General features: G+C 54.5%; 31 protein-coding genes and 1 pseudogene. 12 read left to right on the top strand and 20 right to left on the bottom strand.

Features of this window, described 5'->3' with window-relative positions:
* The 14 genes from APY94_RS04010 to APY94_RS03955 all read right to left on the bottom strand — a co-directional run bounded on the left by APY94_RS04010 (position 1) and on the right by APY94_RS03955 (position 9,393).
* A complete protein-coding gene (locus APY94_RS04010; protein ID WP_058938411.1) occupies positions 1-819 on the bottom strand; it encodes a hypothetical protein in 819 nt (272 codons plus the stop codon).
* Positions 820-822: 3 nt separating this feature from the next.
* Entirely contained in the window at positions 823-1,065 is a 243-nt protein-coding gene (locus APY94_RS04005) for a hypothetical protein (protein WP_058938410.1), read from the bottom strand.
* Complete coding sequence (locus APY94_RS04000) at positions 1,065-1,334, bottom strand: hypothetical protein (protein WP_245610406.1); 270 nt, start codon at positions 1,332-1,334, stop codon at positions 1,065-1,067. Before APY94_RS04000 ends, APY94_RS04005 begins: the two co-directional genes overlap by 1 nt.
* A gap of 77 nt (positions 1,335-1,411) precedes the next feature.
* Entirely contained in the window at positions 1,412-1,969 is a 558-nt protein-coding gene (locus APY94_RS03995) for a hypothetical protein (RefSeq protein WP_058938408.1), read from the bottom strand.
* A 1-nt stretch (position 1,970) separates the two neighbouring features.
* Entirely contained in the window at positions 1,971-2,384 is a 414-nt protein-coding gene (locus APY94_RS03990) for a hypothetical protein (RefSeq protein WP_245610405.1), read from the bottom strand.
* A gap of 78 nt (positions 2,385-2,462) precedes the next feature.
* Complete coding sequence (locus APY94_RS03985) at positions 2,463-4,544, bottom strand: coiled-coil domain-containing protein (RefSeq protein WP_058938406.1); 2,082 nt, start codon at positions 4,542-4,544, stop codon at positions 2,463-2,465.
* 4 nt (positions 4,545-4,548) lie between these two features.
* Positions 4,549-5,730, bottom strand: a complete 1,182-nt coding sequence (locus APY94_RS03980; RefSeq protein WP_245610404.1) for a hypothetical protein — start codon at positions 5,728-5,730, stop codon at positions 4,549-4,551.
* Between the two features lie 657 nt (positions 5,731-6,387).
* A complete protein-coding gene (locus APY94_RS03975) occupies positions 6,388-6,741 on the bottom strand; it encodes a hypothetical protein (RefSeq protein ID WP_058938404.1) in 354 nt (117 codons plus the stop codon).
* Positions 6,738-6,929: a hypothetical protein gene (locus tag APY94_RS03970; protein WP_058938403.1), complete on the bottom strand. Its 192-nt coding sequence runs from the start codon at positions 6,927-6,929 to the stop codon at positions 6,738-6,740. The genes APY94_RS03975 and APY94_RS03970 overlap by 4 nt, the downstream gene beginning before the upstream one ends.
* Positions 6,930-7,144: 215 nt before the next feature.
* A complete protein-coding gene (locus tag APY94_RS12895) occupies positions 7,145-7,312 on the bottom strand; it encodes a ribbon-helix-helix protein, CopG family (protein WP_083500611.1) in 168 nt (55 codons plus the stop codon).
* A 161-nt stretch (positions 7,313-7,473) separates the two neighbouring features.
* Complete coding sequence (locus APY94_RS13835) at positions 7,474-7,608, bottom strand: hypothetical protein (protein ID WP_281175993.1); 135 nt, start codon at positions 7,606-7,608, stop codon at positions 7,474-7,476.
* Positions 7,605-7,889: a hypothetical protein gene (locus APY94_RS03965; protein WP_058938402.1), complete on the bottom strand. Its 285-nt coding sequence runs from the start codon at positions 7,887-7,889 to the stop codon at positions 7,605-7,607. Before APY94_RS03965 ends, APY94_RS13835 begins: the two co-directional genes overlap by 4 nt.
* Complete coding sequence (locus APY94_RS03960) at positions 7,886-8,926, bottom strand: integrase (RefSeq protein WP_157065462.1); 1,041 nt, start codon at positions 8,924-8,926, stop codon at positions 7,886-7,888. The genes APY94_RS03965 and APY94_RS03960 overlap by 4 nt, the downstream gene beginning before the upstream one ends.
* Positions 8,927-8,955: 29 nt before the next feature.
* Complete coding sequence (locus APY94_RS03955; protein WP_245610403.1) at positions 8,956-9,393, bottom strand: hypothetical protein; 438 nt, start codon at positions 9,391-9,393, stop codon at positions 8,956-8,958.
* Positions 9,394-9,617: 224 nt separating this feature from the next.
* Here APY94_RS03955 and APY94_RS03950 point away from each other — a divergent pair, with 224 nt between their 5' ends.
* A complete protein-coding gene (locus APY94_RS03950) occupies positions 9,618-10,472 on the top strand; it encodes a DMT family transporter (RefSeq protein ID WP_058938400.1) in 855 nt (284 codons plus the stop codon).
* On the opposite strand, the gene APY94_RS03945 is transcribed toward APY94_RS03950, so the two are convergent.
* The gene (locus APY94_RS03945) at positions 10,450-11,118 is read right to left on the bottom strand and encodes a glycosyltransferase family 2 protein (protein ID WP_058938399.1); all 669 of its coding nucleotides are present in this window, start codon (positions 11,116-11,118) and stop codon (positions 10,450-10,452) included. The two genes, APY94_RS03950 and APY94_RS03945, sit on opposite strands and share 23 nt — an antisense overlap.
* The gene (panB, locus tag APY94_RS03940) at positions 11,119-11,976 is read right to left on the bottom strand and encodes a 3-methyl-2-oxobutanoate hydroxymethyltransferase (protein WP_058938398.1); all 858 of its coding nucleotides are present in this window, start codon (positions 11,974-11,976) and stop codon (positions 11,119-11,121) included.
* Positions 11,977-12,062: 86 nt separating this feature from the next.
* On the opposite strand from panB, the gene APY94_RS03935 reads away from it, so the two are divergent.
* From APY94_RS03935 to moaC, 6 genes and pseudogenes are all read left to right on the top strand, one after another.
* On the top strand, positions 12,063-12,278 hold the full coding sequence (locus APY94_RS03935) for a hypothetical protein (protein ID WP_058938397.1): 216 nt from the start codon (positions 12,063-12,065) through the stop codon (positions 12,276-12,278).
* A complete protein-coding gene (locus APY94_RS03930; RefSeq protein ID WP_058938396.1) occupies positions 12,275-12,703 on the top strand; it encodes an archease in 429 nt (142 codons plus the stop codon). Before APY94_RS03935 ends, APY94_RS03930 begins: the two co-directional genes overlap by 4 nt.
* A gap of 9 nt (positions 12,704-12,712) precedes the next feature.
* Complete coding sequence (locus APY94_RS03925) at positions 12,713-13,648, top strand: tRNA (cytosine(49)-C(5))-methyltransferase (RefSeq protein WP_058938395.1); 936 nt, start codon at positions 12,713-12,715, stop codon at positions 13,646-13,648.
* Positions 13,645-14,109, top strand: coding sequence for a methyltransferase RsmF C-terminal domain-like protein (locus APY94_RS03920; protein ID WP_058938394.1), 465 nt, complete (start codon positions 13,645-13,647; stop codon positions 14,107-14,109). Before APY94_RS03925 ends, APY94_RS03920 begins: the two co-directional genes overlap by 4 nt.
* Positions 14,110-14,145: 36 nt before the next feature.
* A complete protein-coding gene (locus tag APY94_RS03915) occupies positions 14,146-16,959 on the top strand; it encodes an RtcB family protein (RefSeq protein WP_058938393.1) in 2,814 nt (937 codons plus the stop codon).
* A 46-nt stretch (positions 16,960-17,005) separates the two neighbouring features.
* A pseudogene (gene moaC, locus APY94_RS03910) lies at positions 17,006-17,461 on the top strand (cyclic pyranopterin monophosphate synthase MoaC); the annotation flags it as partial.
* Positions 17,462-17,469: 8 nt separating this feature from the next.
* Here the strand turns inward: moaC and APY94_RS03905 are convergent.
* Positions 17,470-17,979 (bottom strand): hypothetical protein, encoded by a 510-nt coding sequence (locus APY94_RS03905; protein WP_058938392.1) that lies wholly within the window; start codon positions 17,977-17,979, stop codon positions 17,470-17,472.
* 110 nt (positions 17,980-18,089) lie between these two features.
* On the opposite strand from APY94_RS03905, the gene APY94_RS03900 reads away from it, so the two are divergent.
* The gene (locus APY94_RS03900) at positions 18,090-18,764 is read left to right on the top strand and encodes an adenylate kinase (protein WP_058938391.1); all 675 of its coding nucleotides are present in this window, start codon (positions 18,090-18,092) and stop codon (positions 18,762-18,764) included.
* Here APY94_RS03900 and APY94_RS03895 read toward each other — a convergent pair.
* Positions 18,727-19,476, bottom strand: a complete 750-nt coding sequence (locus APY94_RS03895; RefSeq protein ID WP_058938390.1) for a hypothetical protein — start codon at positions 19,474-19,476, stop codon at positions 18,727-18,729. The genes APY94_RS03900 and APY94_RS03895 overlap by 38 nt on opposite strands.
* A 62-nt stretch (positions 19,477-19,538) precedes the next feature.
* Between APY94_RS03895 and APY94_RS03890 the strand changes: the two genes are divergently transcribed.
* The 4 genes from APY94_RS03890 to APY94_RS03875 are packed head-to-tail and all read left to right on the top strand — an operon-like array spanning position 19,539 to position 21,175.
* Positions 19,539-19,820: a MoaD/ThiS family protein gene (locus tag APY94_RS03890; protein WP_058938389.1), complete on the top strand. Its 282-nt coding sequence runs from the start codon at positions 19,539-19,541 to the stop codon at positions 19,818-19,820.
* Complete coding sequence (locus APY94_RS03885) at positions 19,821-20,102, top strand: MTH1187 family thiamine-binding protein (protein WP_058938388.1); 282 nt, start codon at positions 19,821-19,823, stop codon at positions 20,100-20,102.
* A complete protein-coding gene (locus APY94_RS03880; RefSeq protein WP_058938387.1) occupies positions 20,103-20,774 on the top strand; it encodes a class I SAM-dependent methyltransferase in 672 nt (223 codons plus the stop codon).
* A complete protein-coding gene (locus tag APY94_RS03875; protein ID WP_211259698.1) occupies positions 20,771-21,175 on the top strand; it encodes a ParB/RepB/Spo0J family partition protein in 405 nt (134 codons plus the stop codon). The genes APY94_RS03880 and APY94_RS03875 overlap by 4 nt, the downstream gene beginning before the upstream one ends.
* Positions 21,176-21,181: 6 nt before the next feature.
* Here APY94_RS03875 and APY94_RS03870 read toward each other — a convergent pair whose 3' ends face one another.
* The gene (locus tag APY94_RS03870) at positions 21,182-24,046 is read right to left on the bottom strand and encodes an STT3 domain-containing protein (protein ID WP_058938385.1); all 2,865 of its coding nucleotides are present in this window, start codon (positions 24,044-24,046) and stop codon (positions 21,182-21,184) included.
* Positions 24,047-24,056: 10 nt separating this feature from the next.
* The coding region (locus APY94_RS03865; protein ID WP_157065461.1) for an SIS domain-containing protein at positions 24,057-24,671 on the bottom strand (615 nt) is incomplete at its 5' end.

The following is a 24,671-nucleotide window of genomic DNA, read 5'->3' as shown; positions in this document are numbered from 1 at the left end:
TCAGCTCGAGGCCTGTTCGGTTATCTCGACTGGCCAGGTCGCGGTACTGTTGGTGAGGATGATGTACGGGTCGGTCTCGTTGTAGAGCATGGCCTTGTTGTTGCTCAGATCCTCAACGACGAAGTAGAGCGCGTAGTAGTGGCCGTCCGTAATGTTGGAGATGTTAAGCTCCGGGGTGGTGCTGTTCACGACGCTGAAGGTCGCGTTGGCCGGCAGGGTGTTGTTGGTCCCGAGGTCGAGGTAGTAGACGTAGTAGGTCGCTATGGCGTCGTTGTCAGTGGCGTTGAAGGTCAGGTCGAAGACGCCCGCGGTGCTGTTATAGTTGATGCTGACTGAATTCAGAGTCGGAGCGGTCGTGTCAGTGACAGTGATGCTCTGGACGTCACTTACAAGGATCTTGTCGGTGTCATAAGTGACCTCGACCTTGTAGTAGACGACATCGCCGAAGCTGGCCGGGATTTCAGCGCTCCAGGTGCTATTGGTTTCGGTTGCCGTGAGGGTGGTGTAGCTCGCGTTGTTCGGGTCGGCGACGTTGAGCGCGTAGAGAACCTGGACACTGCTGATGTTGAAGTGCTCCTCGTTCGTCAGGCTGAAGCTAACGGTCACGTGACCAGTCTGCTGATCGACGGTCGCCGCGAGGCCGCTCACGGCGAGCTGGTAGGTGGTCGCGTTGTCGGTCGTGGTGTTGTTCTCGTCGTTGAGCCAGCCGCTAAGGTCGAACCAGCCTCCGCCGCTCTGGTGGCCGTACGCCCACCAGGCGATTGCGGCGAAGAGGACCACCAGGCCGATTGTTATAAGCTGTCTTTCCTTCTTTCTCATTCTTCAAACACCTCCTAATCCTCCGATCGCTTCTTTGAGCATGTCCGGGACTTCTTTCAGGAAAGAAAAGAAAGTGTCAACTAACCCGAATGACTTTAAGAGCGCTAGAGCACCGAGGGCATAGAATACTAGACTCACCTTGCCCTTTGCCAGGACGCCGATGAAGATTAGGATAATCCCGAGGGCGAGGTACGGGTGAGTGTGAGCGAGTTCTTGCCCTTGAGAGATGAGACTGTTCGCGTCCATCAGCGCCCATCTCCGCGGAGGGCGAGTGCACCGAGTATGGCTGCAACGCTGAATGAAACCACACCCTTGACGAGCTCGAACATCGTTGCTTTAGGGTCTGAAGTCATTGCAAGCATCGCAATACTGCCCACGATAAGGAAGCTGGCCGCGTCCCACAGCCCCCAATTGTCCAGGTCGGCTATTCTGTAGACTGCAAGGCCGATCAGGGCCGAGGGTATGAAGAGCGCCCAAAAGCCCGTGAGGCCGAAGAGGCCGGCTACTGAAGTCATTGCGTCGCTGAAATGGAAAATGCAGAGGAGGTAGGCAGTGAGAGCCGCTGCAACCCTGCCGAGCATTGCGAGTCACCTCAGATGGGTAGTGAAATCGGAACCTTGCTGATCACGACGTTCACGAGCTTGCTGATGAAGGGCAGGCTGAAGACGGCCTCATTGAGGTATTGGCCTTTCGTGGCAATAGTGGCCGCTATCCAGAGGAATAAGATCAGCTCGTCGTCTCCGGTTTCCGGCATGACTATGTAGAGGGAGTAGGTTATTGCTGCTAACAGGACTCCAGCAGAGTACGAACTCATGTTCATTGCTATCGTTCCAGTCATGACGTAGAGGGTTCCTGCGAATGCGAGCACTGCGATAATGATGCCCCAAAGAACGGGGTGACCGCCGTATCTCCTGCTCATTGTGATGCCCCAATATGTGTAGTCCTTCTTGTCAGAGAACTTGTCAAGGAGCTCTATTGCAAGGACAATCCACACTGGTGTCTTTGCGATTGCAGTAACATAGTCCCCGACCGTGACTGCTTTGTTGGCGGCCCACATCAGCCCGAATCCACCGAGCACTGCAACGATTATTACTTTAGCCAAGTAGTCCGTGGTCCTTAATTTCGCTCCTTGAGCAGCCCAATCAACCACTTCAATGCACCCCCGGTAGGATTGTCAGGAACTTTCCGGCAGTCACGAGCGTTTCAGCCAGCCAGAGCCAGAGGAGCCACTCGCTGGTTCCAGTCCTTGGCATGAGCACTATCAGCGCTACCAGGGCCGAGGCCACCACTGCCGCAGCGCTGGCTGCCTGGATGCTGCCCGATATCAGCCACAGGAAGGCGAAGAAGAACACCCCCGTGGCCAGTATGGCGTAAACCAGCCCGAGCATGCGGTTGCTTGGCTTTTTGATCATCTTGTCGTAGAGCTTTCCACTGTCCAGCCCGTAGTCGAAGAACATTGCTAGCAGGATGGCGGTCACTGGAATGCTAGCGAAAGCCTCATTGAACTCCTGCGCTGTAACGTTGTGCTGGCCCGCGTACCACGCTATCAATGCCATTGCGACCATCACTACTAGCCGGAAACTCCATCCGGAAAAACGGGGGCCGGCGCCCCCGCCCTTCCCGTCCGCCATCTTTTCACCACCTCACCAAAACTTCAGCTTGTCAAAAAGTCCGCCTAACAGGTGTTCTCCGATGAATTTGCCGGAGAACCAGCCCACGAGGATGACCAATCCAAGGATCGAGCCTATTGGCCCAAGGAATTGTCTGCCGAACCAGGTAACCGCCGCTGCAATGATTATCACGAGGACATCCACAAGTGTCAATCCGAAGGGTAACTGTATCCCGTTCTGAAGGAATCCATAGATGTCAAAGTGTGGTTCGTACTGTTTTGCAAGGCCTTCAATGTTCTGCGCCTGTTCTGCATTCCATTCGGCCTGCTCTTTGAGGCCATTGGTTATCTTTATCGCCGCGTTCAGCCAGAAGTCACCGGCGTCTTCCATCTTTCTCGCGTAGTTCAGCCAGTTGAGCGCCCACTTCCCATCCTTGCCCTTCTTGACTTCCTCAAGATATTTGTCAAGGCCCCTCTCGGAGTTCTCATACGCGTCTTTCGCCCTCTTTGCATACTCAATGCCCTCAGGAATATTCATTGTCTCAGCTTTTGCCCTAAGTTCATCAGCCTGGAGCTTCTTCTTTTCGAGTTCCTGTTTGATAGTATCAACAAGCTGCTGCGCCGCTTGGATGTCTGCATCAGAGACTTGGGACTTGTTCGTGAGCTCGACGAGGGGTCGTATTCTGCTGTCTTTGAACGCTACCTCAATGTTCTCCTGGACAGAGACCTTCGGCACCACCATGTACCATATAGGGATTTTGGTTCCATCGTCACGTGTGAGCTCAAGATAAGCCAGGCCCGCGACGACGTAGTCTATTGTGTCGTTTGTTGAGGTGTACTTCACGGGCAGGCCTAGTTCATATGATGTGGTAAAGTCGGTCATTTTAGTGGACTTGGTGTAGGCTATTTCCCAAGTTTGTCCGCCTTTGATAATTCTCGCAACGGCAATCCTGAAGTCGTCGCCAAAAACCGGGAGTTTTCCGTTGATTTTTGTTAGCGGGTCAAAGTAATCTGGAACGGCTTCAAATATGAACTTCCAGTTTGCCGTTGAGTCCATCACGTGAATTGGCGTCGCCATACTGATGACTTCAAAGTTAGACAGGGCCCCGTAAAGCCGCTGCTGGAAGATTTGATACATTTCCACGTACTCAGAATTTAACATGCTCTTTGGAGCGCTCGCAGTTAAATTGCCCCACTGTCCAAAGTCAGGGACTCCAGAGGTATGCATGTAGGCGCTGGTTGTTTCGCCAGTGACGTCGGTGTCAACCATGTCAGTGAGGATGTAACATGTTGAGGAGTTACTGTCATAGACATGCTCCTTACCTCCTGCGAGGTTATTGCACTCTTCTTGGCTGTCTGCAGTCTTCCACTCCCACATTTCTCTTTGTGCATCAATCTCGACCCCGATTTCAAAACGTGGCACTACTGCGTTTGTTAGATTGTGGTATACTGCCCTGTTGAAGTTTCCGGAGTACACTGCGTCACGGACCATGTAGGCATAATCGTCGGGAACCTTGAGTACGGTCCCCAAAACGAATTCATCGCCGTTAAGGAGTGGAACGTCGTCTCCAGACCATGACCACGTCCTCGTCCAGATTTTCTGCCCGGTTTCAGTGTTTATGACGTAAACTTTAACACTGTGCAGGTGCAAGTAGGCCCAATCTGGTTTTTTCTTATCCACAGTTATCTTGATTTGGACTGGAAACGCACTGAAACCATAGACTTTGTCGGGGCCATATACTTGTACTTTCAGATCTCCGAGCGATCCCTGCTGCTGATAGTCATAGCTCACAAAATCACTCATAAGTTGCTGAGTATATTTGGCAAGCTGCACGTATGCCTCCTGTTGAGCCTTTGTTGAGAGCTTCAACCATTCCGCATAATCCGTACCATTGAGTATATCCTTCCGTGTGGCGTTTTTATTAGCGTCCTCCCCAACGGCAGTGCCCTTCTTCTCTCCACCTTTAGCATGATAGTACCCTATTCCCGCTCCCGCTGCGAAAGCCGCCAAGATCAGAACTGCTACCACTATTGTGGCGATTGTCCTGAAAGCCCTGTCCACTCTCTTGCGCTTAATTTCAAGATAAAAAGACGGAAACGGAACATAAACGTTCATCTCCTCACCTCCTCCTCGCGAGGGCTATGAGTGTGAGTAGCCCGAGCCCGCCGGCGCCGATCCAGAGCCAGGTGTTCCCGCTCGAGCCGCCGCCGAGCAGGCTGAATCCTCCAGAATCGCTGATGCTAACGGCCACCTTGTCCTGGAAGACCGTCGCGTTGCCCTGGAGAACCTGGACGTTCAGCTCGTAGGCGTCGTAGGTCAGGTCTTCCGGCACGGCGAAGGCAATGCTGACGTCTTTCTCCGTTAGTGGAGCAACTGAAATGCTCTGGTTGATCTCGCTCGGCAGGAAGCCGCCGCTCACCTTGATCGTGTAGTACTGCACGCTGGAGCTCGGGTTCTTGAAGTGGAGGACAATCGTGCCCTCGCCGCCCTTCTCGACCGTGAGGGTCTTCGTGGTGAGTGAGATGGCAGGGTTCACGGTGACGTCGTAGCTGGCCGTCTGGCCGTTCCACTGGAGTTCCAGGGTATAGGCGCCCTCGCTCGGCACGTTGACGCTGAAGGAGTACGCTTCGTAGGGGCTGAAGGCGTGGGAGTCACTCCAGACCTCATTTCCAGAGCTGTCCTTCAGAACTGCCGTGATGAGGTAGCTCTGGCCGCTGCTCTCGCTGATTCTCAGCTCATTCTGGCCGACCTGCCATTCCTGCGGCATCTGAACCGAAAACGGGAGCGGCTCGACGGTATAAGTGACCTGCTTCGTCGTCGTGTAGGTCTTTGACATGATGGCGTCGTGGCTCTCAACGCTCAGAGTGAACCCGTGCTGGCCGACCGCGCCGGCCTTGAACTTGATGCTGACCTGAACAGGCGAGGAAATGTCGCCGAGGTAGTACTTGCCGCTCTCGGGGCTGATTGTGGAGCCGTCTTTCTGAACTTCGAGGAGACTGGTGAGGCCGCTTATGGACAGGTAGGTGTTATAAGCCGCGTCAGTCGTGATCGGCGAGAGTGTGAAGGTGAGCGTGTAAATCGTGTTTTCAAGAATGTTGATGCTCTCGGGGAAGTTCTCGAACTTGAAGGCGGCTGAAGAGGGATACATAACGACGGAGAGAGAAGTGTCGTTCTGAACGTCCACCGTCGCCGTGGTGCTCCAATACCCGCTTTTCTCGAAAGTTAGCGTGTGCTGGCTTACTGGAAGTTCCAGTGTGTCTCCATCATTCAAAGTGCCAAGCGTGGAATCCCCTTCCTTCACCGTAACCCCTGAAAGGGCCTGACCGGTGAGGCCGTCGCTAAAGTGAAAGGTTACAGCAGTCAATGGGTATCCAGTAAGGTATACTACAATGTGAGTATATTGACTGTCAGAATTATGAATTGCAATATTACCCGCATCGCTCTCAACATAAAGCACCCTCAAGCCAGACGTGTCAGATGCAGGTATCCCCTCAACAGACACCTCAGAACCTCCGTACACCCACAAATATCCAGTTGTGTAAATAGACTTTGTACCTCCAGCACTGATACTAGTCTCAGTAGCAGCAACAGCAACAACCTTCGTCAGTTTTGTATCTCCCAAGTAAACATCGCCTATCGTCTTGTTAGAAGTGATAAACCAGTACGCCCTGTTGATATTATTCTGCGGCGAAAGAGTTAGCTGCTGACCGTCAATTGTTATCGTAACCCTATCAGACGAATACCTGCTCCCACCAAACAGATACCATCCCGCACTAGATAACCCGTACTGTGATGCAAGCGTGCTATTGATCCAGACAACAACAGGAAAAGTCTCATATGACAACGGCCCAACATACTCATGTTTAGTTACCGTCAAAGCCGAAACCTGCCCCGTCCCTACCGCCAAAAGCGAGCCGAGCACCAACAGAGCGAGCAAAACCGCCGTCTTCTTCATTCTTCATCCCTCCACGCCGTAGTCAACGCCGATTGCGCCCACAAGCCCGAGGAGAAGCGCGAGGTTCTGAACGCTGTTCTTCAGAGCGTCGAGAAGAGCCGTGCCGTTCGCCTGCCAGAGCGCCGCCAGGAAGCTCAAGAGCATCATGTCGTAGAGTAGCACGCGCCAGCCTGATGTGAACGGCTCGATGAGGACGATTGCCCTGTTCCCCTTGTTCGTGAGCGCCCAATGCATGATGACACCGCCAACCGCTCCAATCGCCAAGGCTTCCTTCGTCATGAGCGGCCAGGCGATGTAGTACCACGCTCCGACGAGCACGAAGAAGATGATGAGCTGCGCGAGGCTCTTCGGCTTCATACTGCCATCACCTTCCGCGCTTTTGCCATGCGGACTTGCTTCAAACGTGCGAGCTCAGCCTGCTTCTGCTGTAGAACCCGAACCGCCTTCGCCTTTTCCTTCTGTAGCCCGTTCAGCATTTCAGAAAGCTGCGAGTTGTACCGCTTCCAAAACTCAACTTCCCGCTCAAGCTTCTCAAGAGTGTCCATACTACCGCCTCCGGAGGACTATCGGCGGGCCTCATCACCGCGGGAGTGTTCTCCCTTTCGGCTCAGCCCTCAACTATGAATGCGATTTCACAGAACTGATTAGAGCGGAGGAAGGCCCGAGTGTGCCTAAAATAGAAATTACGGCGATGATATTTAAGAATATTAGAAAAGCGTTAGGGAATGGTTAGTTAAGGATTAAATAAAAATACAGGGATTTACCCAAGGATTTTCCTGTAGAGCTCTCTAATCGCCATCCTGACGACTGCTGACTGGTTGTTTACTCCAGTCTCTTTTGCAAGCTTCTTAATCATACTATGGGTCTCCTTATCGATGCTAACCGACCAAACAAAAGCACCAGAACCATTCAGCTTCTCCCGGGCCATCCTCCGCTCACCTCCTACATTTTTTCAAGTAGATCAACACGAACATGAGGGTGACCATAGCAAGTGTCAGCACGAAAATGAAAGTCAAAGTAAGGCAAATCGTGTAGCAACTTGCTTGATAGAGGGCCTTGTTGAGGGCTGGTGCGAGATTAATCATGGCCTCATCCCTCCTTGCCGTACCGCTCGGCCCACTTCCGGGCCTCCCACCAGGCGGTGAAAGCATCATACGCCAGCGCAGAGAACACTACCGCGAACGCTCCACCAAAAAACAGCCAGATAATTCCGAGCGGAGTCATTTTCTCTCCTCCCGTATCTTTTTAAAAAGCTCAAGCTCGGCCCTCTTCAGGGTGAGCTTGTGAGAAACGAAAGCACGAGTCCGCTCCACGTCACCCCAAAGCCAGGGCGCGATGATGAAAGCCCACAAGCGGGCAAAGCGCCCGTTGAGGAGTTTGAGTTGCCTCTCCAAGTCATTGATGCCTTCTCTGATGAGCTTCCAGGGCCTGAACAGTATATCGTATAGTATAGAGAGCATCGCTCCGAGCACGAGCAGGGTAAAAATCCAGTTCAGGACACTCATTTATCATCACCCCTGAGGGAAATTCCCAACCTGGCGCGTTTGGAGCGCCAGCCGCCTTCCAAAACAAGCTTCAAATCCTCAACCACGGCAGAATACCACTCGTCGGCGAGAAGCGTTTTGTTGAGGTAGTGCCTGGCGCCTACTGTCTCCGCCTCGCGGCCCTGGATGAAGTCTGCGATGTCGGCCGGAACACCTCTGCGGATCAGGAAGTTGTAGTGCCATTTCCTGATGCTATTCGCCGAAACGCGGCCATAGCGAACCCACTTCCAAGCGGTCGTCTCCTTTGCCGAGAATTTCTTCAACTCTGGCACAAAGTCAGCCGGGAAGTACGCCCAAAATCCCCTCTTCTTGCCCTCGGAGATGTCTTTGATCGGATACCTGGCAATACCTTCAAGAGGAAACTGGAGCCTCGCCGGGTCATAGCTCTCGAACATCCTGATGAGCTGAGCGAGTCGGACTCCCGAGAAAACCATCGCCTTGAAGAGGAGCCTAGCCTCCTCGCGGCGGTCCTGAATGCGCTTCCAGGCCTCAGACACTTCATAGTCATTGAGGTGAACCTCTCTCACACCACTCCGCTTTGCTTTTGCGGCCTCTTGGAGCATCTTGGAAAACTCTTCGTCGAGGATTTCCTTCTCTGCAAGATATTTGAGAAAGTTCCTGAGACCGTAGACGTACCTCTTCTTATTTCCGAGAGTGTCAATTGTTCTTTTGATACTCTTCTTGTTCAAGGTTATTTGATAGTTATTGAACATTGTCTCAAGCGCGTTGTAGTAGTCCTTCACTGTCCGTTCTCTCTCGATTTTACGGGAAAGCCACTTTAGAAAAGCCTTTTTCTCGTGGCTCCACACTTCGTTTAGCGTTTTAAGTGCGATGACGCCCTCGTAATCCGCAGGTCGCGGGTTCAAATCCCGCTCCCGGCTCCACAACCGTCCTTCCCTTCTAAAAGCCACGCTTTTGGTCGAAAGCCGCTGTAAAATGGCGTCTTCTATGTAACGGCTCCTATTATACGTTGCAACCGTGGAGATCCTAACGTTCAAGCCTTGACAGAGTCAGATCATCCCGATGGTCACCACAGAACCAGCCCGCTCTTTACCGTAATTGAGACTATGGCCTGCCGAGTACCCGGGGCCGGGACCAGCACCAGGTAGAGCGGACCCTTCTCCGGGAACCTCCAGATCTTCTCAATGCTGGTTGTGTCCTCCGCCTTGAAGAAGCACAGGGGCCCTTCTCCAGATTTGAGCATTTCAACGCCAGTTCCATCGGTGATGCAGACCGTCACCGGCTGTGTGGATTTTATCGAAAAGTACACGGTGCTCCACTGATGACCGTTGAGCGTGTAAAGATAGTACTCCCCGGAGTTCAGCACGACGTCCTCTTGGAACCTGTGAGGGCCCCCCCACACCGCGGCGGCCATAAGCACGGCTACCACTATCATGAGGGAGAAACCGAGGGCTTCCATTTTTTTCAGGGTCGGGGGCCTCACGGTTATCGCGGCCATCATCATTCCCTCGATTTACAAAATAGTATCTGCCCTATTTAAACATTGTGACTCAAAGTCTTGATTTTAGACGATTTTATCACCAATATCCCCAATTTTTGCTGTTTTAATACATACTTGGACAAAATCCAGGATGTTGGAGCACCGCGGCGGCAGGTACTATCCACCCGTGGTCGGCTTCCAGGCGCACTACTGGGAGGTTTATAAACCCAGAGAACCAAAGGTTGGGTATGCGGCGCGAAGCTCTGGGGACCGCCCTGGCGCTCTTGGGGATGGTGATATACGGACTTGAGCCGGTTGTTATAAAGTCCAACCCAACCAGTCCCATTAGTTTCGCTGCCCTCTCTGCCCTGCTTGCATCTCTCATTCTCTGGACAGCGGTCGGCTGGAGTGGGGGGCTGGATGAGATCCATGAAAATCCCGCCGGAATAAAACCGGCGTTTCTGGTAGGTTTCTTCGGAACTGCGCTCGCCTATCTTGCGTACTCCTTTGGGGCCCGGATGAGCACCGCAATAAACGCCGCCCTCATAACGAGGAGCGAGGTTCTGTGGTCGTTCCTTCTAGCGTGGCTCCTCCTGGGGGAGAGGATAACGAAGCGCCTTGTGGTGTATTCCCTAGTTATCCTGGTGGGCCTGGTTTTTATCATGGTTCCGGGACATTCGGTTGAGCTCAGGCTGGGTGATCTTCTGCTCCTCCTCGTGCCCCTCTTCTGGCAGCTGGGCCACGTTATAGCCAAGAGGCTTCCCTACAGCCCCCAGACGATAGCGGCCCTTCGTAACACCTTCGGGTTCCTCCTTCTCCTGCCTCTGGCGGCTGCGTCCGGACTTGAGTTCTCAGGCTTTGTAATCGCAGAGGGTCTGGTGATAGCGGCCGGTCAGCTCGTGTGGTACGGATCGATAAAGCGCATCAACCTCTCCAAGGCAACGGCCATAATAACCCCGGCCCCGGCGGTTGCAATAGGCGTCAGTGTGCTGCTGGGGGAGACGCTGACCCTCTATCATGTCGTTGGTTTCGCCCTCATAACCGCTGGAACCTTGGGGGCGATAAAGGTTAAAAGTAAGGTCAAAACCGAAGGTACGCCCTGATGAAGCGGAACACGTCCCTGATCCCGAAGCGGCCCTCCCTCGATGGGTCGTATATCATGCCCACAGGAACTTCCTTTATCCTGGCGCCCATCTTTGCGGCCTTCAGGAGCATCTCCGTCTCAACCTCGTAGCGGTCGCTCTCTATTTCCGGAAGGAACTCCCGTCTGTAGGCCCTGAACCCGCTCTGGGTGTCGTAGACATAGCGCCCCAGTTTGAGGCGTATAAGCCGTGTCGTCAGGATGTTGCTGATTCTCCTGTGCAGCGGCCTTTTTCCAGCCTCCTCGACCTTCCTTGCCCCTATCACCAGATCGGCCTCACCGCGGACTATGGGCTCGACGAGCTTTATTATCTCCTCCGGCCTGTGCTGTCCGTCGGCGTCGATGAAAACTATCACGTCCCCAGAGGCCTCCTCAACGCCCCTTCTCATTGCGCAGCCCTTGCCGCAGTTCCTCTCGAGTCTAATCGCCTTTGTCCTGGGGTCCTTCTCGGAGAACGCCCGTGCTACATTGTAAGTCCCATCGCCGGAGCCGTCGTCCACGACCACTACCTCATCGATAAAGTCCGGTATCCTGCCCAGAACGCTGGGAAGGCGCTTTTCTTCGTTGTACGCTGGAATCACAACGCTTACCCGTTTTTCATCCAGCATTCAATCCTCCTCTCTCAGTTTCTCCAGGGCACGCGCGGCCTTTTTCCTGAAGTCCTCCTTATCGAGGAACTCCCAGTAGTGCTCCCTGCCTGGAAACGCGCCGCCCTTAACCTCCTCACGATAGTTCTCAATCGCCAGGCGCATCATCCCGCCGATGTCAGCGTACTTCTTGACGAAGGGTGGGGTCTCCTCGTAGATGCCGAGAAGGTCATGCCAGACGAGAACCTGGCCGTCGACCCACGGCCCGGCACCAATGCCGATCGTGGGGATTGATATCTCTTCGGTCACGAGTTTTGCCACGTCCGCGAGGGTGAACTCGAGGACAACCGCAAAGGCCCCCGCCTTCTCCAGTGCCTTGGCGTCGCGGAGGATTTCCTCGATCTCCTCCTCGGTCTCCCCCATCAATCTGTATCCCCCGAACCTCAGATAGCGCTGCGGGGTAAGCCCGGTGTGCCCCATGACGGGTATTCCCATGCGCACGAGCTTTCTGACGAGCTTCCTGTGGTCGTAGCCGCCCTCGATCTTAACGGCATCCGCACCGGCCTGTATCAGTCTAACCGCGTTCCTCAGGCCCTCGTCGGTGTCTATCTCGTAGCTCGCAAAGGGCATGTCCGCCAGAACGAGCGCCCTCTTGACGGCCTTCGAGACCGCCCTGGTGTGGAAGACCATCTGCTCCATAGAAACGTTCAGCGTGTTCCCCTCGCCGTAAACAACCATGCCTAGGGAATCGCCGATGAAGATGATGTCCATCCCTGCCCTGTCGGCTATCAGTGCGGACGGGTAATCGTAGGCGGTTATCATCGCGATCTTTTCCTTCCCCTTCATCTCGATAATCCTTCGCGCCGTTATTTCCCTCATGTTCTCCACCTCTGAAGGGTTAGACGGCGGTCTAATTAACGGTTTCGATGGTTGGGTTTATTAAGCAGTGAGCGGAGATAGTATAGGTGCCAGTAGTGGGGGAGCCATCCTTTGGATCAGTCAAAGCCAAGGGAAAACCTGCCTTGAGAGTGATGGAGGAGATGCAGGCTCAGTACGTTTCAAGTGCGGACGCTCATGAGGAGACGTTAATTGATGCTCGGCATCTTGAAGGGGCGGATTTAAAAGTAACGAAATTTCCGCCAGCGCTTTCAAAGAAAGGGCTGTGGGAGGTGAGGGAATGAGGGAGTGGGAGCACTACGAGCACACGGCGGATGTGGGCATCCGCGGCTACGGTGAGAGCCTCGAGGAGGCATTTGAAGCAGTTGCCCTAGCGCTCTTTGATGTGATGGTTGACGTGAGGAAGGTGGAGAGCAAAGAATGCCGTGAGGTCGAGGCCGAGGGCGAGGACCTGATGGCGCTCCTGTACAACTTCCTTGAGGAGCTTCTCGTGCTTCACGACATGGATGGTCTGGTCTTTGGGGACGTTAACGTCGAGATAGAGAATGCCGGGGAAGGCTACCGGCTCAGGGCGAAGGCCTGCGGCGAGGTTCTCGACTACGAGAAGCACGAGCCGAAGGAAGAGGTGAAGGCGATAACCTACCACGAGATGAAGATAGAACAGCTGCCGGACGGGAGATGGATGGCGCAGCTGGTTCCGGACATCTGAGGTGGTTCCATGAGCGCGAGGGACAGGATTAAGGAGACCAATCCCGCCTTTTACGAGCGCTATTCGATGCTTGAAGACACGGACGAGTTCTGGGAGTTCATAATCCGACCCCTGCGGCAGAGCATAAGGGTGAACACCCTCAAGGCTCCGCTTGATGTGGTCGTTGAGAGGCTTAAGGAGGAGTTCGAGCTTGAACCGGTTCCCTGGGTTCGTGAGGGGTTCTTCATCAACGTTGACAACCTCGCGAAGGTGCCGGAGCACAGCCTGGGCCTCATCTTTGGCCAGGAAGCGAGCTCCATGATACCCCCCGTCGTCCTCGGCCCCAAACCTGGTGAGCTGGTTCTCGACATGGCCGCCGCGCCGGGCTCGAAGACGGGCCAGATTGCTCAGTACATGAATAACGAGGGCTGCATAATAGCCAACGACCCCAAAATAAGCAGGGCGAACGTTCTCATAGCGAACCTCAACAGGATGGGGGTTTTGAACACCCGGGTGAGTGTGAAGGACGGCGTTTACTTTGCCCGCTTTGAGAATCGCTTTGACAGGATCCTGCTGGATGCCCCGTGCTCTTCGGTTGGCATGATACGGAAGAAATGGAGGTTCCTGACAGAGTGGCGCATGAAAGAGGTTGTCCGGTACATGAACATCCAGAAGAGGCTCATCATGGCAGCTTACAGGGCGCTCAAGCCCGGCGGAACGCTGGTTTACTCCACCTGCACCATAGACCCCATAGAGAACGAGGAGGTCGTCGATTACCTGCTCCGGAAGACCGACGCGAGGCTCGAGCGCATAGACCTGCCCGTGAAGACCAGCGAGCCGATCCTCGAGTGGGAGGGGAGAACCTACTCGGAGGAGCTGAGAAAGGCCCTGAGGATTCATCCCAACGACAACGACACCGAGGCGTTTTTCATCGCAAAGATTGTAAAGCCGGAGGGAGGGGCATGAACGACAATCCGAGGGCGGAGATAGGGCAGACAAATGACGCCGAACTCGTCAAAAGGCTCCTCATTGAGAACTACGGCTATGCGCCGGAGCTCCTCTATGAGATACGCGGGAGGTATCACAAGGTCTACGCCTGGAAACCCTGCTCCCTTGAAATCAGGGGCCCCGACAGAAACGGGGTGTACTTCGGCAGGGTGGAGAGCGACGGGATAAGGCTGAGCATCGAAGGTTCCTTCCTCGTTGGGCCGAAAGCCACAAAGAACGTCGTTGAGCTGGACGACGGGAGGGCTAAGCGGTATCTGGCCGGCGAGAGCGTGGAGATTGATGATAAAGACCTTCACGGATGGGTGATAGTCAAGTGGCGCTCCTACTACCTCGGCTCGGCCAAGGCCAAGGAAGGCAGGCTCATAAACTACGTGCCGAAGGAGAGGAGGCTGAAGCTCGAAGACCCCACGAAAGCTTAAAATAACGTTAGGGTAATCTAAACAGGAGGTGGGAGGATGGTGCCGCTGAAGAGGATAGATAAAATACGCTGGGAGATACCGAAGTACGACAAGAGAATGCGCGTTCCGGGCAGGGTTTACGCTGACGACCAGCTGATAGAGAAGATGAGGGGAGACAGAACCCTTGAGCAGGCTGCCAACGTTGCGATGCTGCCCGGCATCTACAAGTACTCAATCGTCATGCCCGACGGTCACCAGGGCTACGGCTTCCCGATTGGCGGAGTGGCGGCGTTTGACGCCAGAGAAGGTATAATAAGCCCTGGGGGCGTGGGATACGATGTGAATTGTCTTCACGAAGAGACTGAGGTCATAAGTGATTTGGGATTCAAGATCCAGGTAAAAGATCTTCCCGATTCATTCAAAAAGGTTCCACTGAAGGTTTACGACGCAAAGGAGGGCCACAACGATCACTCAAGGATAATGCTGGTTGCAGAGAGGGACGCCGATGAGGAGATATACGAAATAAATCTTGCAAGTGGGAGAATCCTTAAGGCTTCGGGAGACCATCCAGTATTGACAGAGAACGGGTACATAATGGCAAAAGACCTAAATCCCGGCGATTTAGTTGCGGTCTATCCATTCGAAGGAGTGAAATACGAAGAACCCGAACCGAGGGTTCTCTTAACTCGCGAAGATTTCAAAAACGAAGACAGACAGCTGGTTAAGTACTTGGAAGAGAGGGGACTGCTCCCACTGAGGATGAACGACCCAAGGATTGGGATTCTGGCAAGGATACTGGGATACTTTATAGGCGATGGGTCCTTTAACATTTACCGCGAGAAGAACGGTAGGGAACGGATAATCACCGGCTTCTACGGAGACGAGGTGGGACTGGAGGCCCTTAGAAAGGATATCGAGTTCTACTTTAACGTCAGGGCCTCCAGAGTCTACAAAAGGATCAGAAAAGAGAACGTTAAGACTGCATGGGGAGAGTTTGAGACCGAGGGAACTGAGTACTCGATAAAGGTTACATCAAAGGCGTTTTCAAAACTCCTCATTAAGCTGGGTGCTCCGGTGGGCAAGAAAACCAACGTTGACTTCGACGTTCCGGAATGGATCAAAAAGGCTCCCAAATGGGTTAAGAGGAACTTCCTAGCGGGGCTTTTCGGTGCAGACGGAAGCAAGCCGACATTGATTTCAGATGAGTATAAATACACGCCAAATTCCATATCCCTAACTGCAGTTAAGACCAAAGAACTCGAAGAAAGCCTCGTGGGATTCCTAAATTCAATTAAAGAACTGCTGGCGGAGTTTGAAGTCACCTCGCACGTAAGAAAAGTCAAAGAGTACGACAATCGGGTAATGTACAGGCTTGTAATATACTCCAACACGAGGGAGATGTACAACTTCCTCTCCAGAATTGGCTACGAATACACCGCCCAGAAACCCTACGCACTGATCTTCGCGGAATACTTGAGGAGAAAAATCGTGATAGGAGAAAACATCTCAGAGAGCAACTTAGTCCAGAGAAACAGAAGGATGAGAGAACTTCTACCCGACTTCGAGAGCTTTCTCAAGACCTACGGGCTTGAAGGTGGCTTCGTGCTTGATCCAGTAATTGAAGTCAAAAGGATAAAAAGTGACTCCAAAAGGCTCTACGACATCGGAGTCTATCACGAGGCCCACAACTTCATAGCCAACGGCGTTGTCGTCCACAACTGCGGCGTCCGCTTAATCAGGACCAACCTCACCGAGAAGGAAGTAAGACCTCGCATCAAGGAGCTCGTGGACACGCTCTTCAAGAACGTCCCGAGCGGGCTGGGAAGCAAGGGAAGGGTGAGACTCCACTGGACGCAGCTTGACGACGTTCTCGCTGACGGTGCCAAGTGGGCAGTTGACAACGGCTACGGCTGGAAGGAGGACTTGGAGCACCTCGAGGAAGGCGGAAGGATGGAAGGTGCGGATCCAAATGCCGTCAGCCAGAAGGCAAAGCAAAGGGGCGCTCCACAGCTCGGTTCCCTCGGCTCAGGAAACCACTTCCTTGAGGTTCAGGTGGTTGATAAGGTCTTCGACGAGAAGATAGCGGAAGCCTACGGCCTCTTCGAGGGGCAGGTCGTTGTCATGGTTCACACCGGAAGCAGGGGGCTCGGGCACCAAGTGGCGAGCGACTACCTCAGGATAATGGAGAAGGCCAACCGGAAGTATGGGGTTCCGTGGCCAGATAGAGAACTTGTCAGTGTTCCCTTCCAGACAGAGGAGGGACAGAGATACTTCTCCGCGATGAAGGCCGCTGCCAACTTCGCGTGGGCCAACAGGCAGATGATAACCCACTGGGTCAGGGAGAGCTTCGAGGAGGTCTTCAAGAGGAAGGCTGAGGACATGGAGATGAGCATCGTCTACGACGTCGCCCACAACATAGCTAAGGTCGAGGAGCACGAGGTCGATGGGAAGAAAGTCAAGGTCGTGGTTCACAGGAAGGGAGCGACGAGGGCATTCCCGGCCGGCCACCCCGACGTGCCGAGGGCCTACCGCGACGTCGGCCAGCCGGTTCTGATTCCTGGCTCGATGGGAACCGCGAGCTACGTCCTGGCCGGTGCGGAGGGTTCGATGAAGGAGACCTTCGGTAGCTCCTGCCACGGTGCGGGAAGGCTGATGAGCAGGCACGCCGCGACGAGACAGTACCGCGGCGACAGGCTGAGGAACGAGCTCGCAAGGCAGGGAATCTACATCCGCGCGGCGTCTCTCAGAGTCGTTGCCGAGGAGGCTCCAGGGGCTTACAAGAGCGTTGACAACGTCGTCAACGTCGTCCACCAGGCAGGAATAGCGAACCTCGTGGCGAGAATGCGCCCGATGGGCGTCGCCAAGGGGTGAATCCTTTCTGTTTTTGTATTCACTATCATTCCCGGAGGCGTTTGGGATGGAGTTGACCCATGTTGATGAAAAGGGCGTTAAAATGGTGGAGGTAGGCCATAAGAACGAGGTTTTTAGGAGGGCATTGGCAAAGGGCAGGATAAAACTGAAGCCCGAAACCATCGAGCTGATAAAATCCGGGAAGACGAAGAAGGGGAACGTTATCGCAACGGCCCAGATAGCGGGAATCCTGGCCGTTAAGAAAACGCCCGAGCTGATTCCGCTCTGCCATCCGATACCCCTCACGGGCGTTGACATCTCATTCGAGTTCGGTGAAGACTACATAGAAGCCACCTGCGAGGTTCGCGCCACCTACAAGACCGGGGTTGAGATGGAGGCCCTCACCGGCGTCACCGTCGCCCTGCTGACGATATGGGACATGGTCAAGGCCGTTGAGAAGGACGAGAACGGTCAATATCCGTTCACGATGATAGAGGGTATTCACGTGGTCGAGAAGGTGAAGGGAGCGAATCAATCCCTGCAGTGGCCTAGGACGAAGTACTCCAACACCTTCGAGAGGTCGTCGAGGAAGAAACCGACGAAGAACAGCAGGAACGTTCCGAGCGGATACCTCTCAAAGTAGTTCCAGACCAGCCACCACACGGCACCCCAGATGATGATGCGGGGCACCTCTATAATGACCATTGATTTCCTTGAGACCTCCCTCAGAAGGAAGCGCTTAAGCCCGTTCTCATCGCGGGCGATGTAGCGCCCCGAATTTGGCCATTTCTTTTCATGAAGCCGTTTGGTGTGCCTCGCCAGGAACAGCCGGCCCTTCGGAAACTTCAGCACGTAAACGTAGTCCCCGTAGCTCGAGGCCATGAACGACTCTATGGCGAGTTCGATATCGATGTCCCTCGGGAATTCGGAGACGTGGGCGCCCCTCCGGCGGAACCCATTAACTATCTCCTCCGGTTTGAACTTGTCGAGTTTGAGAACTCTTATGTGATAGCTCGGGCTCAGGAACCTCCCGATTATCATGGTACTCAACCTGTTAGTATCTGTGTACTAGGAAAATTTAAATTTGTTGGAGTGGACGACTCAAAAAATATTTCAATGAAGAAGTACAGAGAAAATCACTGGTGGTGTCCGTGAACATACTCCTCTTTGGCCCTCCCGGGAGTGGAAAGAGCACCCATGCCAAACGGATAGTCGAGCGCTACGGTCTGACGTACATCTCCTCAGGGGACATAATCCGTTCGGAGATCGAAAAGAGAACCGCCCTTGGCGTTGAGATGGACAACTACCTATCGAGGGGTGAGCTGATACCCGACACGATAGTGAACACTCTAATAATATCAAAGCTCCGCAGGCAGAGGAGCAACTTTATCCTCGATGGGTACCCCAGAACCCCCGAACAAGTGATAACCCTTGAGAATTACCTCTACGATCACGGCATCAAGCTTGACCTTGCGATGGAGATATTCATAGACCTGAAAACAAGCATCGAAAGGATTTCCGGCAGGAGGATATGCTCCAACTGCGGTGCCGTCTATCACGTTAGGTTCAATCCACCAAAGCGGGAAGGTATATGCAACCTTTGCGGGGGGCGGCTGGTTCAGAGAAAAGATGATATGCCTGAAATCGTTGAGCGCAGATACAGCATATACACGAAAAACATGGAGCCCATAATAAAATTCTACCGGGGAAAGGGGATATACGTTAGGATAGAAGGAAACGGGGGAGTCGAGGAGGTGTGGAAGAGGATACGTCCTCTTCTGGATTACATCAGCTCTCGGGAGTCCCTTTTCCAAGGACGCTCATAAGCTCCCTTATATCGTCCATCCTTGAAAGTTCCTCCGCTTCCTTTTCTATCTCGTCGAGCTTTTTCATGATTACCCCTATCTTCTTGTCGCCTGGATCCAGAACCTTGGCCTCCACGGATATGTATCCCGCGTTGAGGGTTCTGAGGTAGGAGGTTGCTTTGCGTTCAAGCTCCCTTGCGAGGGCCTCTTTATCATGCGGTGACTTTTTCTCCGGAACGAGCAGAGTGATCGTCAGTTTGGGCCTTCCATCCACGGGCATTGTTAACGTGATGGTGGAAAATTCAACCCGCTTGTCCTTCAGGTAGATTACAAGTCCCTTCCCCAGTCGTTCTATCGTCCTCCTGATATCGTCGGGGCAGCTTACCACGAGGCTGACTTCTTCCTTCCGCGGCTTTCTGGCTGCCTCTATGGTTCTGAATCCCGCCACCTGAAACCTGGCGTCGTACAGCCTCCCAAACGTGCGGGTGGCGTCCTCGGCTAGCTTCTCAAGGAGGCCCGATATTATCGAGTCCAGCTCGCCGGGAAGAAACGTCTCGGGCCTGCGGATTTCGAAGAGGAATGCCAGCTTTATGACCCTCCCAACCGGCTTCACGCCGACTTTCATACCCACGAGCTCCACGCCTAGGGTTTCGAGGGCGTCCCGGATGTTCCCAGCGAAGAGTTTTTCGACCACGGGATAGTACTCGGGGGGTTCAACGGTTAGTACTGTCATTTGATAGTTCTACGGCGAAATCACTTTAAGGGTTTTTGTCCAACCTCCCCTAGGTGACCCAGATGAAGGTCATGTTCTATGCCACGTTCCGCGAGATAATCGGCAGGCGGAAGGTTGAGGTTCACGGGGTGAGGACCGTCCGCGAGCTCATAGATTACCTTGCCGAACATTATACCCCAGAGATAAAGAAGCAGCTCCTTGGAACGCCCCGCGTCGGCCCGGATAAGCCCATAGACGGCATGGTCCTCGTCAACGGCCACAACGTTTTTCACCTCAAGGGCCTCGATACCGAGCTGAGTGAGGAGGATGTGGTTCACATATTCCCTCCCGCGGGGGGTGGTTGAATGGCGGTCGCGGAGCTCTGCCTCTTCCCGCTCGGCACGGAGAGTCCCAGCGTCGGGGAGTACCTGCGTCCGGTTATCGACGTTATAGCCTCCAGCGGACTGAAGTACAGGGTCTGTCCAATGGGGACGGTGGTGGAGGGCCCGGTGGATGAGATTCTCGAACTGGTTGAGAGATGCCACAGGGCGATTCTGGAAGCGGGGGCAAAGCGCGTCGTGATAAGCCTCAAAATCGACGACCGCATTGATAAGCCGCCGACAATCGAGGGCAAGGTGGGCGTCTGAATGGTCGAGTACTTTGACAGGATAGCCGAACGCTACGACGGGTGGTACCGGACGAAGACGGGCCGCTACGTGGACAGAACGGAGAAGTGGCTGATATTCTCCATGCTGCGGACCAGAAGGGGAAGGGCCCTCGACCTCGGCTGCGGGACCGGGAACTATACCCTGGAGCTCAAAAGAATGGGCTTCGACGTCGTCGGCCTCGACGCCAGCGAGGGGATGCTGAGGGTAGCGCGCTCGAAGGGCCTGAACTGCGTCAGAGGAGACGCCTACAGCCTGCCGTTTCCGGATGGGAGCTTTGACCTCGTTCTGAGCGTCACGATGTTCGAGTTCATCCACGAGCCGGAAAACGTCATCTCCGAAATTTACCGCGTCCTGAGGCCGGGGGGTGAGGCGGTCATCGGCACCATGAACGGACGCAGCGTATGGTTCCTCTTCAAACGGCTTAAAAGCCTCTTCGTTGAAACAGCCTACCGCTATGCTCGCTTTTACACTCCCAGCGAGCTTGAGGAGCTCCTCCTGGGGGCGGGATTCGGGGAGGTTGAGAGTGCGGGGGTAATATTCTTCCCCTCGTTCTGGCCCTTCACGGGACTGGCCGAGGGAACGGACAGGAAGTGCCACAGGAAATGCAGGAACCTTGCGGCGTTCGTGGCGGTCAGGGGGAGGAAGGTTTGAGGAGGATACGGCTCATAACCCGGGAGGAGGCGTTTAAACGCGCGGAGCACATAATGAACGAATACAGGGCGGCCTACGGTATCGATTTTGAGATGGAGTATTCTTTCCTGCCCGTGGAGCTTCTCGTCCCAACACAGGCGGAGCTCAGTGAGGTGAAGCTTCTCGTGGTGCTGGAGGAGATAAAACACGGGTACGATGCCCCGATAACAGTCATACCCTACGGGAGGCGCTACTATATCCTCGACGGCCACCACAGGGCCTTTGCCCTCTGGAAGCTGGGCTTCAGAGAGGTGGAGGCGCTCGTGCTGCGGCCGAAGGTTCGGTTCCTGCCAGGGGTTGTGAGGACCGCGGAGAAGAGCGGACTTAGGGGCATAGGAGGGATAAAAATAGTCAGGGATTAGGAGGGCTCAGCCCTCCCAGATTACGTACTCCTTCTTCGTTATGAACACCGGCTCCACGCGCTTCTTGACTATGACAACCTTGTCCTCACCGTACTTCTGGTAGAGCTTCTCGATGTATGCACTGAACACATCGGACGGCATCGAAGCCTGCGCCGTTATCACGTTGTCACCGGCCTTGACGCTCAGCTCCTTGACCGGAACGTAGGTTATGATGTCCTGGTGGGGTTCTAGATAGAACTTATCCTGATAGATGTCCTTGCCGTTGGGGGCGACGTAGTAAACTATGCTCGCCCTGAGTGCAAGCTGCACATTGCTGTAGTCCTTTCTGAACGCGGCTTTGAGCTCGAGCTGACCACTCTGGCCTTCACCCAAGAGGTAGGTTGGATTGGCGACCTTCCCGTTTACCCTCGGCTCGCCGTTGAGCACTCCAACGGGACCGTCCTGGATTAGGACAAAGCGGTACTTGGTGGCGTTCGGGACAAAGAGGCTGACCTCCACGGGGGTCTCGTTGAGGTGGTTTATGCCGAGGCCCTCAGCGAGGGTCTCCCTCTTGATGAGCTCGGTTCCGTTGTATGCCTCGAAGACCAGGGCTGCGTCCTTGACGTCCCTGCCGAAGGCCGAAATCCAGAGTCTGAGCTTCTGCTCTCCGAGCGGGAGTTTTCCTCCGCCCATAGTGCTGTAGAATGTCTTCCAGGTGCCGTTCTCGTACCGATCGATTCTATACACAGCGAATGGCCTGAACTCGTAGGTTGAGACGCCTTCGTCGTTGTGGACCGGCTTGAAGTTGGCGAAGAGCTTCTGAGCATCCCACGGCTCGAGGGAGTACGGCATATGGAACACGAGCCTGACAAAGTTGCTGAAGGCTATCTTGTGGTACGCCAGAATGCCATAGTTGCCGAAGAGATAGAGGACGTACGGAATGTCTCCCCTGCCCTGAATAATCTGTCCCCTGGCCAGATCCACTGTCATCGCTGGCTGCTTGTCACCCGCGGCCGTCTTAAGGTAGACAACCGTCTTTCCACTCTCGTTGGCGTACTTAACGTACTGCATTGGCACGACCTGGAACATCGGGATGTGGCTGTATTCGTAGTAGTTTATCGCACCGCCGAGGTAGCTTATGGCGTTGAACTTGTAGATGTCCTGCTGCCAGACTATCATGTAGTTCAGCTCCCAGGCCTCGAAGTCCTGCTCGCTCTCGTTGCCGTAGTGGGAGAAGAAGTCCGCGACTATGTAGCGTCTGTCGTATGCGTGACCGCCGTCGGTGGCGGAGCGCCTGTGACTGAGGAGGCTTGACTCAATCCAGTAGCCGTAGTCCCACCAGCTCGTGGCGCTGTCGAGCGGGTGGCTGTTCTCCTTCAGCCAGTTCAGGGTGTTCATCCATTCGGCTGGGACGGAACCCTGGGCCTTGGCGGTGCTTTTGGCGATGTCTCCCGTGTACTGGGCCCCAATGATGGGCAGTGGCAGGAAGAGGATTATCAGAAGTACCGCGTAGAGGGCCTTGGTTGTGGCGCTCTCCTTCATGGTCTCCACGAAGAGGAACGCCTCGCCGATTGCAACGCCCGCGAGGAGGAGTATGGCTCCCGAAGCCTGGAACACGAAGCGAACCGCGAGCAGGAGAAGGTAGAGGGAACCCGCGTAGTAAGATACTAGGAATATCTCCTTGTGACCGGTCAGGTCGTTTTTGACGAGCTTCCTCACGAACCTTGCAGCCACTGTGATGAATCCGACGGCGGATAGTATGAAGATTATGGCGTCATTGCTCTTGACGCTGTAGTATGCCGCTATGGTTTTCCAGTCCGTTTTCGCGAGCTCGGCAACGGTCTGGTAGAGTGGATTCGACTGGGTGGCGCCGCCGAGGAACTTGAGGAGGTCCCTGCCAAAGTATCCGTAGAACGCTAGGAACCCAAGGATCGCTATGGCGATGATGGTTCCAAACCGGTGCTTCTTGTCAGAGTAGTTGAGGCCTACCCGCTCGCCGTAGATCATTATTGCGACAAGAGCGCTCAGGGCTACAAGGCCCTCAATAGCAAACACGAGGAAGCTTCTGATGCCCACTAGCCTGGTGTACGAGAACACTAGTCCAATAACAAGAGAGAGCCCAAAGAGTGGGAAAAAGTCCCTGACGAACCTCCTGAGGACATCCATCATTCCGAAGGTGAAGAATACCACCACGGTAAGCCCTGCGAAGAGGAGCAGAATTCCGACACCGAACTGGCTTCCGGTCCAGACCGCCATGTAGAGAACGCTCGTCAGCAGGAACAGGACACCTGAGAGGATTTTCTTCGGGTTCCACTTCCTCTCGTCGAGGTAGACCAGCAGGAAGAATACCGCATAGAGGAAGAACATCATGAACGGTCCTTCACCGCGGTTGTTGCCGGAGTAAGTCTTGCTGAAGTTGGCGTAGGAGAACATCATGAAGGCCGCCGCCCAGAGGCCCGCCCAGTTGGAGTGGAGCTTCCTTCCAAGGAGGTACACTGCCACGATGGTCATCGCTCCGACGAAGGGCGGCCAGAGCTTGAACGCTCCCAGCTGGTCGTAGCCGAATATGGATACGATTTTGTAAAATATTGCCTGGACTGTGTAGAGACCGAGGTAGCCGCCTGCTTTTACTCCCGCCGGCGGGTCGGCGTAGGCGAAATACTGGGGAATCCACTCAGTTATAGCCTGCCTGTACATCTCGTAGTGAAAGAACGTATCTGGGTCAAGGAAGGTCTTGTAGTTGGAGGTTATGTTCCTCAGTTTGAAGCCCAGATACGCGAGCAGGAGTGCTATCAGCGGAAGGCCGTAACTTTTGAACTTTTGATAGTATCCGGGGAGGGGAGTGTTTTCCCCTTTCTTCTTCCGCTTCTCCTTAATTTCTGTTTTCACCATCCGGATCACCTCATTCAACGGTAACGGACTTTGCCAGGTTTCTCGGCTTGTCGGGGTCGTTGCCCCTCAAAACCGCCAGGTGATATGCGATGAGCTGGAGCGGTATGATGTATACGATGGGGGTTAGCAGTTCGTCGATACCGGGCATCTCGATAAAGGCGCTGGAGACGCGCCTCAGCTCCTCCCTGTCCCCCAGGCCGATTATGAACGCTCCCCTCGCCCTTGACTCCTCCACGTTGCCCACCATCTTGTCGAAGGTCTTCCCGCTCGGGGCCACCGCGACGACCGGGACGCCCTCTTCGAGGAGGGCCAGCGGGCCGTGCTTCAGCTCGCCCGCACTGAGACCTTCGGCGTGGATGTAGCTTATCTCCTTGAGCTTGAGAGCCCCTTCGAGGGCGGTTGGCACGTTTATGCCCCTTCCAATGTAGAAGAAGTCCCTCCTATCCGCGAGACTCTCGGCGAGTTCCCTGAGGGCAGCGTCGTGCTTAAGGACGCTCTCCACGAGGTCGGGAACCCTCTGAAGGCCGTCCTCCAGGGAGGAGAGGTACGCCTCATCCGCCGTTCCGAGAACCCTCGCGAGCTCGATGGTGAGCATGGTCAGGACGGTGAGCTGGGTGGTGTAGGT

This window comes from Thermococcus celericrescens (assembly GCF_001484195.1).
In the GTDB taxonomy this organism is placed as follows: Archaea; Methanobacteriota_B; Thermococci; order Thermococcales; family Thermococcaceae; genus Thermococcus; species Thermococcus celericrescens.
This window is presented reverse-complemented; position numbering and strand designations above follow the sequence as displayed.